Origin of the sequence: Deferribacter desulfuricans SSM1, assembly GCF_000010985.1 — a bacterium.
GTDB lineage: Bacteria > Chrysiogenota > Deferribacteres > Deferribacterales > Deferribacteraceae > Deferribacter > Deferribacter desulfuricans.
The window spans coordinates 87,748-104,418 of sequence record NC_013940.1 but is presented as its reverse complement, the minus strand read 5'-3'; the positions used below and the strand labels follow the sequence as shown (position 1 = coordinate 104,418).

The following is a 16,671-nucleotide window of genomic DNA, read 5'->3' as shown; positions in this document are numbered from 1 at the left end:
ATAATGTTTCTATAGTATCATTATTTATTTTATTTATTAAATCCTGAACATAATTTTCATTAGATATGTCTTTTAAAAGAGTATTGTTTAAATTACTATGTAATAACTTTATTAGTTTATAATAGTCATGTTTATAAATTAAATTATAATAACTAAGGTTATCGAATAATCTAGTTGACTTCCTCCTCTCCCTAAAGGAAGAGGATTCCCATCTACGCTATCGATGGAAGCGGTAATCCCTCACGGTTTCCCGCTGGTTCCTGCTTCAGCGTATACTCTCTGGCATACTCCACAGGCGTGACTTCCCGCAAGCCCTGCGGTAGGGTTATAAGGTTTTCCTTCCTCATCGCTCTCATTAAAACATTTATCGCACCTACCAAATCAGCATTAGACGTAAAACCACACTTTTTGCATACAAATACCGCTTGGTTTTTGCGGTTTTCCTTATTAGTGTAATCACATAGAGGACAGGTTATAGAGGTGTTTTTAGCGTCAACTCTAACCAGTTTCCCCCCATTTCTCTGGAGTTTATACTCAAGCAGTTCAAAGAACCTACCCCACGCTCGAGAAAGAATGCTTCTGTTTAAGCCTGATTTAGCTTTTACATTACGTCCGGGGCTGTCTTTTGTGCCTTTTGCAGATTTGGTTAGGTTCTTAACCTTTAAATTCTCTACAGCCACAAAGCCGTGTTTTTTGGCTATGGCTGTTGTTATTTTATGTAGGTAATCGTTTCTCACATTTGCTATCTTAAGCCACATCTTTGCTATTTTTCTTTGGTGTTTTTTGTAATTATTAGAAAACGGTGTCTTATCTCCTTTTTTGGTAGGGTGTTGTTTTCTCGAGAGTTGCCTTTGGAGTTTGATTAGTTTTTTCTCATATTTACTTAAATCAAGAGGCTCGAAGTAACAACCGTTGGATAGTGTGATTATCTTTTTTACACCTACATCTATACCCACGGGGTTGGATAGATTTTCTTTAATTGATGTGTCTTTTTCGGTAACTACGCTTATATACCAGCCATCGGCGTATCTTTTAACTGTTACATTCTTTGGTTTGCCAACTATGTTTCTTGATTTATAAAACCTAACCCATCCTATTTTAGGTAAAAATATTCTATTGTTATTTATCTTAAAGCCTTGAGGATATCTAAAGCTGTCTGGCGATTTACCTTTCTTCCTGAAGTCTGGAAAAGATATACCATTGCCTTTGGTAAAAGCACTGTCTATGGCTTTGTATAAATCCTTTAAGGTTTGTTGTAGAATTTGAGAATGTGCTTCTTTTAAGAAAGCGTATTCTTCGGATTGTTTCCATAATTTAAGCATTCCCGCCATTTCGTTATAGGTAGGTATAGTAGCAGTATTTTTGTAATATTGTGGCAAGTGGATATTGATGATTTTATCTACCTTTTTTATATCAAGCTTTTGTTTTATTAAAGCAATAGCTTTATTCCATACAAACCTACAAGAGCCGGCAAATTGGGCGAACTTGTTTTCTAACTCTTCATTGGTCTTGAGTTTAAATTTAAAGGCTTGACATGTAATCATTGTTATATTATAGTATTGGTCTATGGAAAAGTCAAGTAAAATTAGAACTGGTAGGCATTGTGTTTTTCTTCTGCATGTGCATTTGGTCTTTGTAACTAAATACAGAAAGAGCGTATTTCAAAAGAAACACTTAGAAACCTTAAAGGAAATCTTCGCCAAAGTCTGTCAAGATTTTGAGGCAGAACTGATAGAATTAAATGGAGAAAGCGACCATGTCCATTTGCTTGTAAACTATCCGCCAAAGGTGGCAGTCTCAAAACTGGTAAATTCGCTAAAAGGTGTTTCTTCCAGAAAGCTAAAACAAATCCATCCTGAATTAAGGCAGTATTACTGGAAAAACGCTTTATGGTCTCCAAGCTATTTTGCAGGTTCCTGTGGTGGAGCTCCGCTTGAGGTTATCAAACAATATATTGAAACCCAGAAGACACCCACTACATCACCTACCTAAAAGAATGTGTCTTGTGGGTGGTGGAGGGATAAAGTAGAATTTGATACAGTATTAAATGTAGTCAAATGTACTAAATAATATATTTGATCCATTATTCTTGCAACTTCTTGTTTATCATAATCAATTTTATCAAAATTTAAGTTAATTTTATTTTCGTTAGAATCATAAGTATTATTAAATCTATCTAATATTAATGTTAATGTAGGTATATAAATTAAATTATTAACAATAGATGATGCAAATGTAGGTAAATTACTTAATGTTTTAGTTCTTGCATAACTTTTATTACTTATTATAGTATCATATAATCTATTATTTGAAGTAGTTAACAAATTCATAAGATTTTTAAAATAAGTAGGTGTAGTTAATATCTTCTTAATTATATAATTTATACTATTTTTTTCGTCTGCTATAGTATATGTAGAATCCGCATTTAATATAGAATTATCAGTTTCTAATTCATCATTTGTTTTAGTTTTAAATATTGTATAATTATTTTTTAATAATTTTTCATTAATCTTATCAACAAGTTTTTCTTTTGATAATTTTGAATGATTAATGTAAGTGTAATTTAAACTCTTATAAATGACAGGTGTTTTCTTCTTAATAACAATATCTTTCAAATTATTAAATTTTTCTATATGTGTAACTAAACTTTCAATATTATTTTGGTTCGACACTAAGTTTTGATTTTGTAAAGTATTAATCAATGACAGAGCATTTACGTCATTTTGTTTTGAATTATTTATTATATATGAAAATAAACTATGCTCTTTTAAACTTGAATTTCTTACTATATCAATATAAGAATTTAAAATAAAACCCACATTATAAAATTTAATATTATCATCTGCAAAAGTATTTAATATGTTTAAATTATTCATTTTTATATTTATTTGATTAACATGATTTTCAGATAATAATAAATGCTGAAACAGATATAAGTTATATAAATAAAACAACCCTATAAATATCTTGCTGTAAATCTCTTCTGTTTTAACAGTATCCGAATTTTCTTTTGATAATATTTCGTTAAGTTTTAAAGTATTAAATACATCTATTCCTAAATATTTTTTTATATTATTACCTATTGCTACACATAAATTTTGATATAAAAATACATCTTTATCATAGCTACTTTGTAAAGCTTGAAAGATTTCCTTATTATATTTAAAAAATAATTTCATTGTTTTTGCATTTGGTAAAATATAATTAGATAAACTCAATAGCATCTTATATACATTATCAGTATTGTTATTCACTGAATTAAAATTAAACTTAATACCTGATATATTATTAAGTGTTACATTCTTAACCTTAATTGTAGCTCTTTTCTTTACAGTATTACCAGGTCTTTTTATTTCTTTGTTTTTTTCCTGCAACATCAAATATAATGTTTTTTCATTTCTATCCAGATTATATAGTACATCATCTAAATTTTGTTCATTTACTTCTATAAATTTGTATCCTTGATTTTTAGCATAGTTTTTCCATGTATTAGCAATCTTGTTATCACCATAAACAAGTATTGATGTAGAATTTAATTTTTTATCACTTAAATAAGTACGTACAAGATTTGTAATTTCATTGTCATCTAATAAATGGTTTTTAAGTTTATTAAATAATTGCGGTTGCTTATTATAAATATATTTAAAATAACTTAACAAAATACTATGTGTTGATATAAATGTTTTACCCAAACCCATATCTTGAGCATTAAAATGCATATTATAAATACTGGACTTAGTTTCTCTATTATAAAAATAGTACATTATAGTATCTGTAATATCCTCAATCTGAAATTGATAAGGTTGAAAACCATGCTTTGTAGCTTGAATTTCAATATATTTTTTTACAAAATTATAAATATTACTATAAAGTTTTATATTATTTTCTTTATATGAAACAGGCAAAAACTCGTCATAATTTATACTTTCTAAAATTAATTTTTTAACTTTATTGCCTTTGAACTTTATTTCATAAATAACATTATCATTTTTAAAATGTATATAAGTTGAAAGAATAAATTCTTTGTTTGTTTTTTCTAATATGTATTTATCCTTATAAGTATCAATTTCAGTTACAGTATCATCATAAATAAAAAATACATTTTTTTGGCCCGCTTTAAAATTAACTCGCTGTAGTTTCTCTATATCTAAACTAGTAATAGATTCACCAATTTCAGATGATAAACTTATATTGTTACCAATATAAGTTTTTGAGATTTCAATATCATTATTTCTAAAAGCTTCTTCAATATCAATATCATTTCCAAATGATAAATCCTTTGTAAAAGTATATTTCTCTACAGAAGGTAAATATATTAATATGTTATTTGTATTTGAATCTTTATTTAATATTAATTTATCATAAATAAGATTCATTTTTTCATCTTTTAATTGTTTTAATTCTTCTAAATAATTTTTTACTGATGGGTTTAACAACAAAATAATTTCTTCCGGAGTTAAATAACTATTATACTGTCCTTTTTTACTTAATAACAATGACATAAAAATAGTTAATTCTTTAGATGTAGTTAAATACTCATATAACAAATAAACCGCATCCCTATCATTTTTTGCTAATCTAAATAAGAGATCTTTTAAATCACCAAAACTTACATATTTATTTAAACTCTTAAATATATGTAAATTACTAATTATATCAAAAAATTCTGGTATAAATTCATTTTGTAAAGTTTTTCTCAGACTCTCAATATCTTTTTTCTCTTTTTCAACTTTAACTATATCAAACAAATATGAATCTTTTAAAGACATAGATAAATTCTTAAAAAAGTCTTTGTATTTATTTAATTTTGTTATTTTACTTGGGTTATCTAAACTATATGAATAGGTTTTGGTTATTTTAATTAAACTATTTAAATAATCAAGTTTTCCTTTTTCTGTATTATAATATTTATAAGCTAAATCTAAATTACTATCAAATAAATCGTTTCTTTGGTCATGCACTTCTTTTAACACAGATTTTTCTTTATAATTATAGAATAAATTTATTATCTTTGATTCTAAATTCTCATTAGATTCACCTTTTAAAATTTGTTCTATCTCTTCAAAATAATTTTTATGCCTTGATTTTAAATAATTATCACTTTTATTTATAATATCTAAAGTCTTGTTAACAAAATTTTCAATCTTATTCTTAAATTCTGGAAGTTCTACTATGGTATCCACAAAAGATTCAAAATCCTTATTTAATAACATAGAGAATAAATGATAATGATTATGTAAACTAATTACGCTATAATTATCTAACGAAATAACTATGTTATTAACTATTTTATTTATAATAGTCTCTTTTAAATCACCTATTTTTTCGTCTAATTTTGAGTTAAACTTAGATTTTTTTATTTTTTCGCTTAATATATATTTATATAAATCAAAACTTACATCTAATAAATCAGTTATATATCTTTTTATTTGCTCCTCTAAATATTTATTATTTTGACTTATTATATACCCATACTTAAATAAATAAGAAGTTACTATATTATAACCTATATAGGCATTTTTTAATTTATCAAAATCAAATCTATCCAAGTAATTTGCTTTAACAGTATCTAATAATGACTGTAACTCATTTTTATTCCAATAAGATAATGAACCTAATAAGCTATACTTACTATCATTATCAAAATCTGTACGAGGCCACTTTTTTTCAAAATATTTTAATATTTCTTCATGATAATTTAAAAAAAGGTCCTGTATAGATATTAATTTTCTTAAAATAATTTCTTTAGTTTCATTTCTTAAATCTTTTTTTAGACTATTATATAAATGAACATCACTAATCAATAAATTTACTTCATCTAATTGAATATCTTCATCTAAAAATAAAATATTCTTAGGAACGTTTTCTAAATATAAATTATATTGTTCATTATATAATAAGTCTTTATCAACATAGCACTCTATGTCTTCTAACAATTTCTGTTGTGTTGTCTTAATATAATAATATGTAAAAAATAATTTATCAATTTTACCATTAAATTCAGGAAATTTTTCGCTAAGCTTGTTAAAGGCAGCTTTAATATCTTCATTATAAAAGAAATCATCTTTTGATTTTGGATACACTATATAATCTTTAAATATAAAATTTAACGAAGTTTTTATTATATTATGCATTACAAATAAACGATCTTGTGCAACGCTATCTATATTAATTAAAATAGGAAGTTTTTTATTGTTAGTTTCAATTATATTATAACCAGCATCCTGCAACACATTAATATCATTATTTGCTGGATCATGTAAAACAACAGTATTTATTTTCTTATTTACATCAGATAAAAAACTATCTTTGTAAAAATTTAATTTGTCAGTAAAAATGTCTAAAGAATAATTCCTTAAAATAAATTTCTGCAATAATTTATCAGACAACTTATTATGTGATATGTTTTCAATAGTTAATTGAGTTGATTTTATGTCGTTTGATTCACTGCTTCTTAATTCTTTACTTTTTTCTGTTTGGTCGTTTTGGTTGTTCTGATTGTTTTCTCCTTTTTTAAAAACTATATCTCTTATATAAGTAATAGCATTTGAATCTATATATCTTCTAGCATAGTCTTCAAAAGGTAACATTATAAAATCAACATCTTCCCAGATCTTATTTTTCCTTTGCTCTATTAATTTTTTTATTATTTCATTGTGAATAAAAAAAGTTGAAATGTCATATGTGGAACTATTATCCAATAAACTCATCGAAGGAATTATAAATTTAGATTTAAAATTGTTTAAATAATAAACCGAAGATTTATCCTTATCTATATTTACATGAATTAAATAAGACATAGGAAAATAATCATAAATTTCATCTAAACTTTTAGTATTATAATACATACTTTTATATATGTTATAAGTTTTCTGATATTCTCTATATAAATTTCTTTTTTGCTGATAATATTCTTGAATTATTTTATAATAAACAGTGTCTTTAAATATTATATTATTTTGTAAAAATAACCATTTAAAATTGTGATTTAAATTAAAAAAACTTTTGTCTTTAATATCATAATATATATAATAATTATTATCATTTAATTTATAAAATTTTGATTTAATATTAGATATATTTATCTGTTTGCTATCTACCTCATATTTTGTAATAAAATGAAAGTTATACTTTTTTAAAAATTCTACAACATTTCCTAAAATCCCGTATACTTCATTCTCATATGCTCTACGATACCCAAATAATTGAACATTTCTTTTAAGTATATCCGCTATGTTACCATAATGATATTCAGATATAAATTTATTCTTCTGATTAATATATTTTAAAAATAAATTGGTTTTTTTAGGATTTATGAGTTTTATACTCATGCTATTACCTCTTTACTTATTTTATATATATATTTTTACATGTTAATTTTATAAATTAATTACATGTACTGTATTTACATTATTAATATAACAAAATTGATTTATTTAAATGATTTAAAATCTTTTATCAGTATTACTAGTGTTACTAACTAAACTTATACCAGAATACAAGTCGAGCAATTGACTTCCTCCTCTCCCTAAAGGAAGAGGATTCCCATCTACGCTATCGATGGAAGCGGTAATCCCTCACGGTTTCCCGCTGGTTCCTGCTTCAGCGTATACTCTCTGGCATACTCCACAGGCGTGACTTCCCGCAAGCCCTGCGGTAGGGTTATAAGGTTTTCCTTCCTCATCGCTCTCATTAAAACATTTATCGCACCTACCAAATCAGCATTAGACGTAAAACCACACTTTTTGCATACAAATACCGCTTGGTTTTTGCGGTTTTCCTTATTAGTGTAATCACATAGAGGACAGGTTATAGAGGTGTTTTTAGCGTCAACTCTAACCAGTTTCCCCCCATTTCTCTGGAGTTTATACTCAAGCAGTTCAAAGAACCTACCCCACGCTCGAGAAAGAATGCTTCTGTTTAAGCCTGATTTAGCTTTTACATTACGTCCGGGGCTGTCTTTTGTGCCTTTTGCAGATTTGGTTAGGTTCTTAACCTTTAAATTCTCTACAGCCACAAAGCCGTGTTTTTTGGCTATGGCTGTTGTTATTTTATGTAGGTAATCGTTTCTCACATTTGCTATCTTAAGCCACATCTTTGCTATTTTTCTTTGGTGTTTTTTGTAATTATTAGAAAACGGTGTCTTATCTCCTTTTTTGGTAGGGTGTTGTTTTCTCGAGAGTTGCCTTTGGAGTTTGATTAGTTTTTTCTCATATTTACTTAAATCAAGAGGCTCGAAGTAACAACCGTTGGATAGTGTGATTATCTTTTTTACACCTACATCTATACCCACGGGGTTGGATAGATTTTCTTTAATTGATGTGTCTTTTTCGGTAACTACGCTTATATACCAGCCATCGGCGTATCTTTTAACTGTTACATTCTTTGGTTTGCCAACTATGTTTCTTGATTTATAAAACCTAACCCATCCTATTTTAGGTAAAAATATTCTATTGTTATTTATCTTAAAGCCTTGAGGATATCTAAAGCTGTCTGGCGATTTACCTTTCTTCCTGAAGTCTGGAAAAGATATACCATTGCCTTTGGTAAAAGCACTGTCTATGGCTTTGTATAAATCCTTTAAGGTTTGTTGTAGAATTTGAGAATGTGCTTCTTTTAAGAAAGCGTATTCTTCGGATTGTTTCCATAATTTAAGCATTCCCGCCATTTCGTTATAGGTAGGTATAGTAGCAGTATTTTTGTAATATTGTGGCAAGTGGATATTGATGATTTTATCTACCTTTTTTATATCAAGCTTTTGTTTTATTAAAGCAATAGCTTTATTCCATACAAACCTACAAGAGCCGGCAAATTGGGCGAACTTGTTTTCTAACTCTTCATTGGTCTTGAGTTTAAATTTAAAGGCTTGACATGTAATCATTGTTATATTATAGTATTGGTCTATGGAAAAGTCAAGTAAAATTAGAACTGGTAGGCATTGTGTTTTTCTTCTGCATGTGCATTTGGTCTTTGTAACTAAATACAGAAAGAGCGTATTTCAAAAGAAACACTTAGAAACCTTAAAGGAAATCTTCGCCAAAGTCTGTCAAGATTTTGAGGCAGAACTGATAGAATTAAATGGAGAAAGCGACCATGTCCATTTGCTTGTAAACTATCCGCCAAAGGTGGCAGTCTCAAAACTGGTAAATTCGCTAAAAGGTGTTTCTTCCAGAAAGCTAAAACAAATCCATCCTGAATTAAGGCAGTATTACTGGAAAAACGCTTTATGGTCTCCAAGCTATTTTGCAGGTTCCTGTGGTGGAGCTCCGCTTGAGGTTATCAAACAATATATTGAAACCCAGAAGACACCCACTACATCACCTACCTAAAAGAATGTGTCTTGTGGGTGGTGGAGGGATAAATATTTTATAAAAGTAATAGAATGAGATAACAGATCTATATAAAAATATATATTATTCTTAACTAAGTTATCTAAATAAATATAATATTTGTTTTCGATATGTTTTTTATAAGAAAATATAAAAATATCTTTCCACAATTCATTAGTAGTTTGAGTAGCTTGCTTACCATTCATTAGTTGATTATAATAAAATAATATTTGATACATTAAACGGTTTTTATGTATTAAATAAAATCTTAAATATTTGTATCCAATTAAATTAATACTTACTATAAGTATTATTGTACTTAAAAATAAACTAAGATATATAACATTATCATAGTTATAGATTTGATTCAACGTGTATATAATAAATATAGAAAAAAGAAAAATAAAAGTTAAATAACCTTTTATATAAGACTTATTTATAATTAAATAATAACTTACAATTAATATCATTTGTAATAATAAAAAATTGAATAAAACATACTTTAAATAAACTATATGTATAAAAAACTTTAGACACATCGCAAAAAACATCATTGCAAAAATAGTTAGTATTAAAGTATTTAAAAAACCATAAACTACATCACGATACGTTTTATTAAAGGATTTTTTAATAACTATTTGATTAAATAAAAATAAATTGATTAAGACAAAACCTATAACTTTTGTATCTAATATATACTTTAAATCAATATTAATAAAAACATACAACAAACTAAACAAATAATAAATTAAAACCATCAGCTTTAATGTTATATCTGAGTATTTATATTTTTGACTCATATAAATTACTCCTTACTTTTTAATTCACTTCTTAATTTACTTCTTAATAAATTATTTCTTAATAAAATCATTTTAGTAATAATCTTACCAATCCTATAACTTTTATAAACATTCATATGTTGTATATAACAAAAAAAATCAAAAACTGTAAATTTTATAAAAATATAATTAATAATTTAAATTCATTTCTGCATTATAACCTAAATCTTTAGAAACTTCAGGTTTTTGTTTATTTAGTTCTTTTAATATCAGTTTAGAAATATAATTTAAATAACAACTTAAAGTAATAAATTTATCTAAATATAATGTACTTGTCTTTTTTTCATTAGTAGTTTCTTTTTCTATTATTTCATTTATATCAACTAAAGGATATTTGTAATTAAGATTTAAAAATCTTCTTTCAATATCTATCTCATAAAAATCATTTAAGTTCTTAAATTTGTTTAAATCTGTAAGAGTAACATAATTAGCATATATAGTACTACTAATTAAAGATTTTATATCTTGAATCATACTAAAAATTTGATAATTAGTTTGTTCCAGTGTAGGTATAATATTTTTACTTAATAATTCTTTTTTGAATTCTATTATTTTTTCAGGATCTGATGTATCTAAACCATACTTTTTCATCTCTTCTTCAATTTCTTTATCATTAATAGGAATATTGTTATCTTTTACTAAATCCAATAGAGCATCTATTATTTTTCCTCGCTCTTTAATTTCATTATCAGAATCTTGTTTTGTAGGTTTATCTTCACCTAATACTTTATCTAGAAAATTAGATAAAGGATCTTGCTTCATAAAAAGTTTTGATTCTGAAGGTAAAACTGGTTCAAAAAAATCTATTAAATGTTTATATTCATAAGCTAAAAACTCAGGTATTACTGGTTGATGTACAAAAAATGTTTCTAATATGTGAGCAAGACTATTTACTATAGTTGGATTTATAGTATTCATTTTAAGTACTTTTGTATAAAAATCCTGCAAAGTAAATTTTTCAGTTTCAAAATTTACTTTAATTTTATTTAATAATTTATTTAAAGTTTCTCTGTCTATTTTATTATTAACATAATTTTTGCATATTTTTAAAACATTATGTTGATATGTAAAATAAGCTTTAAGAAATGATATATATTTTTTGTAATACATATAATAAGGATTATTAAAAGATTCGAATTGTTTTTCTATATTATTTATTTGATTATTTATAACATTTAAAACATCTGGTTGGTTTTCATAAATAACATTAAATAGCATCTTATAAGAATCTGGATTATTTTTTAGTTTATCAAGATTTTTATATATTTTAAATAATAAAGGATATTTTGTTAAAATATCATTTTGACTAATATTTTCTTTAGTATTTAATATACTGGTAGTATAAATATAATTTACAGCTGTTTTTATACCTATAAAACTTTCAGTAGACATTCCCATCATACTATTTTTAAACATTGAAGTGAGATGTTTTCTTATATTAGCTTTTATACTGGTTGCATTTTTTTGTATCATATTCTGTTCTTTACTGTGTATTTCACTGAATTTATTAAATAAACGGTCAGTATTATTGTTTATAAAATCATTAATTGTTTTTATAATCCTACTTACTAATATATTTCTTACCTTTATTTCTTCGTTTTTATTTTGTACCATATATTTTAAAGGATCTGATAAAAGATTATTAACCTGTTTCCAGAGAGCAAATACATTATTATATTTATCACTACTAATTATATTTTTCACTGAAGATATTATAGCTTTACTTATACTATCAATATCAGCTCTTTTAACAAAATCATTCCAGACATAATCAATAAAAACCATTTTAAAATTGTTATTTTTATCTGCAGCAGTTTGTATAAATCTCTTACCTTTTATGTTAGCCATAGGAACTTTAATATCGAAATTTCTGAAAACTGTTTGAGATTCTTTTGCATTCTGGTCAAATGTTTTTATTAATGAAGTTATAAAATTTGAATATATTTTATTTAGTTCATTATTATATGTATTGTTATAATTTTTTTGAAATTTTTTATTCTGTTTAATATTATAATTATCTTTAAAATTTTCAAACATAAAACTTTCCTCCAGACTATTCTACTAATATATAGTATAACAAATTTTTTACACAATTCTAAATAAAAAAATATTACAGATTTTTTAACAAATTTTAAATTTATTTTTTATGTTATATATTTAATAGAAAAACAATAATATTATAATAATAAAGAAAGGAGTTATTATATGAAAGTAATAGACAAAGAAAAAAAGAAAAATATTAAAAATTTATATATCACAACAAATGATGAATTATTATATTTTCAAAATGAAACTGAACAAACAAAAGACAATAACATTTATATAAGTCAATTACAAAAACTTCAACAAAAAGCATTAAACAAACTTAGACAGTTACAAAAAATAAATAAAAAAATTCCAGGGGAATACCTTGTAACATTAGAATATATAACTCCAATTGATAATAATCCTAACAAATATAAAACTTTAATAGATACATTTAAATTAATGTATGAGGAAAATAGTGTACCTAAATATGATATAAATAAAAGATTGTTAAATACATTCTATTACGTATATGATGAAATCAATGATAAATTCACATCCAAGTTGGTTATTGCGATTGAAACTACTTTGGACAAAAAAACATTGAACTATTCCATATTGTACAGATCATCCGATTTAACAAGTGAGAAACTCATACAAGTAATGGATGAAATTAAACAGGTAATTGATAACTATGTATTCGAAATTACACCAGAAACTAATAATATTAATTTAAAACAAATTGATACATCTTATAATCAGGATTTATCATTATGAAAATAACTAAAAATATAAAAATACATGGAGGTTTTTTATGGCCAAAGTATTAAAACCATTAAATGTATCTACTCAATACATAAAAGAAATTGATAATTTAACTGATACAGATATGGTAAACTTAGAACCAATTGATTTAAAACAAATGAAAAATCTTTTGTTTAATAATAAAAATCATTTAAACTTTAATAAAGCTATAGCAGAAAAAATATTAAATTATTTCCAGCAAAGTTTAAGGGATTTAGCAAAATTAGATTTAAACACTAAAGATGATAAATTAAAATTTATTAAATTATTAGCTCTTAATAATTATTTTATTGAATATAGACTTGAAGATCTATTAAATCATTTGACACCTAAAGAAAAAGACGCTTTTATTAAAAATTATATGAAATCCTATGAACAAGTCCAAGATATTTACAAAGAAAACCAACATGATTTTAAATATTATTTAGAAGAAGCGATAACTGATTTAGGAATTGATACATTTGAAAATTATTTAAATATCGATAAAGGGAACATGATTAAAAACGTAGTTTTTAACAATCTTCTTCATACTGAAGAATCATTATCAAATCTTATAGGTAACCTTATAAATTTCTTTGACGGAATGACACCAATCATGATTTTAGGATCAGCATTTATTAAAAATAACTTACAAATTTTAGATGGCAGCCAAAACGAAGAAAAATTAGTTAATGAAATACTAAATTTAAATGTAGATGATGAAATTAAACAATACTTATTAATGGATTTATTTAACAAAGATATTATGGAATATAGACAGGAGAATAATAAATTTATAGAACAAAATTCTCAACTTTATAATCTTTATATTGATGCCTTTAAATCTGTAGGAATTGATTTAGAAAAAGAGCTTGATAAAGTATCCAGACTCGCTCAGAAAGACCCAGATTTTGATTTAAATAATCCAAAGAATCTAAATAAATTAGATACTGTTACATTAACTGCTTTGAATTTTTACAAAACAGTTAGACAAAGATTCTCCATGGATCAAAAAGATGATCTTAAATTTAATGACCCTACATCATTCTTTGCACCAAAACCTGATAGAGACTTAAGTATGTAAAATATACCCCTCTTGATGAGGGGTTTTTTATTTTTAAGATTAAATAATTAAATTAATTTTATTTATATATTTATTATTTTATTGACTTCCTCCTCTCCCTAGTGGTGGAGCTCCGCTTGAGGTTATCAAACAATATATTGAAACCCAGAAGACACCCACTACATCACCTACCTAAAAGAATGTGTCTTGTGGGTGGTGGAGGGATAAATTTTGTGTTTTTTCTTTATTAGGTTTTTTATTAATATTTATCTTATTAAGATTTATTTCTTTTATATTATATTGTTTAAGTAATTCCTGGTATTTACCTGTTTTAATATAATCTTCTTCGAAAAGTTGTAAATTTGTTTTCTCTGTTTCTAAATCCGTATCATATTTACACATTAATTCTTCTAACTTTTTACCAAAAACTTTAGCATCTTCTCCATAAAATACTTTCCATATAAAACCATCTATAGACCATCTTTCTAAAGTAACCATTACAATTAATAGTTTTTTAGAGTCAAATTTATCATCATCTAATACAGTAGTAAAAGAACCTTCTGTAAAAGATTCAGTTGCTAGTATATATTCACTATTTTTCAATAAATTAGGTGGTGTAAAAAATATTTCAGCTATACTACAAACATCAAGATAAAAGTTATAATTAGCTTTTGTATTTTTTATTTTATTTAATATTTTCTTTTTAGAATATGAATATGAGTAAGGATTACTGGGTAAATGAAAATCTATAATTTTTATAAGTTCATTATCTTCATATACTTCAATATAAAAGTTACTCATTTCAAAAGCAAATTCATTATACTTAATTTAATTTCTAAATAAGCTATTTGATAATTATTTGAATAAATAAAAAAAAGGGTAGATAATTCTACCCTTTTTTGTATAGTAAAAATATTTTTTATATTTTATATATTAAATCTTGATATTAATTTCTACACTTAATCAAAGCATCTACATAAACTACAGCTACTGCAAGAGATCTTGAGCCTACTTTACCATTAATAATAGACATAGAATCATTAGTATCAAATCCATAAACGTATTCAACATCTTGAACGATTAATGCATTATAACCTCTTTTTTGTACATATTTCTTTTCAATTTCAAGACTGTTTGTTATAAATTTATATAGCTTAACAGGTAAACCTTTTTTCCTATCAACAGTAGATGACATATATTCAAAATCTGTAATGCCGTAACTAGATACATCACCTTTTCCCACTTTTAGTATTTTACATCCAGTTAATCCTTTAAGAGAATGTTCTATAAAATTTTTATCAAATATAATATAGTAAGGCTTTTCTGAAGTTTTAGTTTTATTTTCTGTAGCATAACTAACACTGAATAAGTTATTTACAAGTAAGAAAGTAGTTAGCCCAAAAATAACCAATAATTTTTTCATAAATATCTCCTTTCTATATTTATTTTTTTTAATTAATATTAATATTATTTTTGTTATATTATTCTTGTTTTGTTTCTGTCTTTTTATCCAAGTTTTTCAATTCTAAATAAATATCATATAAATAATTCCTGGTATCTATAGATGCTGCTACCATTCTCATAAATGCAAAACCAATACCCATACCTAAAATAATACCTAAAAGTGATAATATAGCTGATAATAAAGCATAAAAATTTAAACCATATCTTATTGCAGGAATTAAAGACATAATAACAAAGATAGCACCAAAAGCTCCAGTAAGACCAATTAAAAATTCCGCAGCACTAAATAACAAAGGATAATCCATTTTTACATTATTTTTTTCTGGTACATGACTCATAAATCACCTCTGCTCTTTTTTTATTTTTTATATTGTTCTAAAATAATCTTCTTGTATTTTTGCGTCTGTAATAATCACTATTAGCTTCATCTATAAGTTTTAAAATTTTACCTTTTTCTGTAATTGTTACATCAGCTCCCTTTTTAAGTTTTAATACTACTTTTGTTATAATATTTTTTTCATTCAAATAAAAAACGACATTACTTTTATCTCTCTTATCAAAGCATTTTACTTCATTACCATCTAAACTACACTGTAGTTTCGTATCTCTAAAAAACGGATATAACATTTTTAAATCATCCATTGTAATCGAAGATCCACTACAACCAATTACCATGGCTAATATTATAAAACTTGTTAATACTAAAAACAGTTTTCTCATATTAACATCTCCTTTTAATTTAATATATAAATATTATACTGTAATTTTAATAAAATGTCAACTTAATTTTTACAAATAATTTAATATTTTAAAAATATTGTTAATTATTTTATATATTAAGATCATCTAAACTATTATCAAATGGTTTATCTAAATCAGATTCTAACTTCGATTCATTTCTATAATATAAAATAGTTTTTTTAAATAAAGTAGGTAAACCATATACTGCATGTTCTGGATTGTCTTCCATATAATCACATACATCTAAAACTAAATTAGCTATTTCTGAAAAAGGTTCTTTCTGACACAAAGCTAATAATTTTATTATCTGATTATCATTTCCTCTTTCAAATATAGATACTACTTCTTCTATAGTTTCTGGCATATCGTCTATTTTATCTATGTTTCTATAAGTAAATTTTGTATTTTCATAATTTTTATTACTCAT

General features: G+C 24.8%; 14 protein-coding genes. 4 read left to right on the top strand and 10 right to left on the bottom strand.

The window, feature by feature from the left end; genetic code table 11:
• Positions 1–212: 212 nt before the first annotated feature.
• A complete protein-coding gene (locus tag DEFDS_RS11505) occupies positions 213–1,544 on the bottom strand; it encodes an RNA-guided endonuclease InsQ/TnpB family protein (RefSeq protein ID WP_013008876.1) in 1,332 nt (443 codons plus the stop codon).
• 22 nt (positions 1,545–1,566) lie between these two features.
• Between DEFDS_RS11505 and tnpA (DEFDS_RS11500) the strand changes: the two genes are divergently transcribed.
• On the top strand, positions 1,567–1,992 hold the full coding sequence (gene tnpA, locus DEFDS_RS11500; RefSeq protein ID WP_013008875.1) for an IS200/IS605 family transposase: 426 nt from the start codon (positions 1,567–1,569) through the stop codon (positions 1,990–1,992).
• Here tnpA (DEFDS_RS11500) and DEFDS_RS11495 read toward each other — a convergent pair.
• Positions 1,989–7,331 (bottom strand): hypothetical protein, encoded by a 5,343-nt coding sequence (locus DEFDS_RS11495; RefSeq protein WP_041224019.1) that lies wholly within the window; start codon positions 7,329–7,331, stop codon positions 1,989–1,991. The genes tnpA (DEFDS_RS11500) and DEFDS_RS11495 overlap by 4 nt on opposite strands.
• Positions 7,332–7,549: 218 nt before the next feature.
• Entirely contained in the window at positions 7,550–8,881 is a 1,332-nt protein-coding gene (locus DEFDS_RS11490; protein WP_013008876.1) for an RNA-guided endonuclease InsQ/TnpB family protein, read from the bottom strand.
• Positions 8,882–8,903: 22 nt separating this feature from the next.
• Between DEFDS_RS11490 and tnpA (DEFDS_RS11485) the strand changes: the two genes are divergently transcribed.
• A complete protein-coding gene (tnpA, locus tag DEFDS_RS11485) occupies positions 8,904–9,329 on the top strand; it encodes an IS200/IS605 family transposase (protein WP_013008875.1) in 426 nt (141 codons plus the stop codon).
• Here tnpA (DEFDS_RS11485) and DEFDS_RS11480 read toward each other — a convergent pair.
• Together DEFDS_RS11480 and DEFDS_RS11475 are read right to left on the bottom strand one after the other, a co-directional pair.
• A complete protein-coding gene (locus DEFDS_RS11480; RefSeq protein ID WP_013008943.1) occupies positions 9,326–10,129 on the bottom strand; it encodes a hypothetical protein in 804 nt (267 codons plus the stop codon). The genes tnpA (DEFDS_RS11485) and DEFDS_RS11480 overlap by 4 nt on opposite strands.
• Positions 10,130–10,297: 168 nt before the next feature.
• A complete protein-coding gene (locus DEFDS_RS11475) occupies positions 10,298–12,205 on the bottom strand; it encodes a hypothetical protein (protein ID WP_013008942.1) in 1,908 nt (635 codons plus the stop codon).
• A 168-nt stretch (positions 12,206–12,373) separates the two neighbouring features.
• Here DEFDS_RS11475 and DEFDS_RS11470 point away from each other — a divergent pair, with 168 nt between their 5' ends.
• Together DEFDS_RS11470 and DEFDS_RS11465 are read left to right on the top strand one after the other, a co-directional pair.
• The gene (locus DEFDS_RS11470; protein ID WP_013008941.1) at positions 12,374–12,970 is read left to right on the top strand and encodes a hypothetical protein; all 597 of its coding nucleotides are present in this window, start codon (positions 12,374–12,376) and stop codon (positions 12,968–12,970) included.
• 37 nt (positions 12,971–13,007) lie between these two features.
• A complete protein-coding gene (locus tag DEFDS_RS11465; RefSeq protein WP_013008940.1) occupies positions 13,008–14,060 on the top strand; it encodes a hypothetical protein in 1,053 nt (350 codons plus the stop codon).
• A gap of 171 nt (positions 14,061–14,231) precedes the next feature.
• Here the strand turns inward: DEFDS_RS11465 and DEFDS_RS11460 are convergent, their stop codons facing one another.
• The 5 genes from DEFDS_RS11460 to DEFDS_RS11440 all read right to left on the bottom strand — a co-directional run bounded on the left by DEFDS_RS11460 (position 14,232) and on the right by DEFDS_RS11440 (position 16,671).
• Positions 14,232–14,840, bottom strand: a complete 609-nt coding sequence (locus DEFDS_RS11460) for a hypothetical protein (protein ID WP_013008939.1) — start codon at positions 14,838–14,840, stop codon at positions 14,232–14,234.
• A 145-nt stretch (positions 14,841–14,985) separates the two neighbouring features.
• The gene (locus DEFDS_RS11455; protein WP_013008938.1) at positions 14,986–15,462 is read right to left on the bottom strand and encodes a hypothetical protein; all 477 of its coding nucleotides are present in this window, start codon (positions 15,460–15,462) and stop codon (positions 14,986–14,988) included.
• Between the two features lie 58 nt (positions 15,463–15,520).
• Positions 15,521–15,841, bottom strand: coding sequence for a hypothetical protein (locus DEFDS_RS11450; RefSeq protein ID WP_013008937.1), 321 nt, complete (start codon positions 15,839–15,841; stop codon positions 15,521–15,523).
• Positions 15,842–15,878: 37 nt separating this feature from the next.
• Positions 15,879–16,223: a hypothetical protein gene (locus DEFDS_RS11445; RefSeq protein WP_013008936.1), complete on the bottom strand. Its 345-nt coding sequence runs from the start codon at positions 16,221–16,223 to the stop codon at positions 15,879–15,881.
• Between the two features lie 109 nt (positions 16,224–16,332).
• Entirely contained in the window at positions 16,333–16,671 is a 339-nt protein-coding gene (locus tag DEFDS_RS11440) for a hypothetical protein (RefSeq protein ID WP_013008935.1), read from the bottom strand.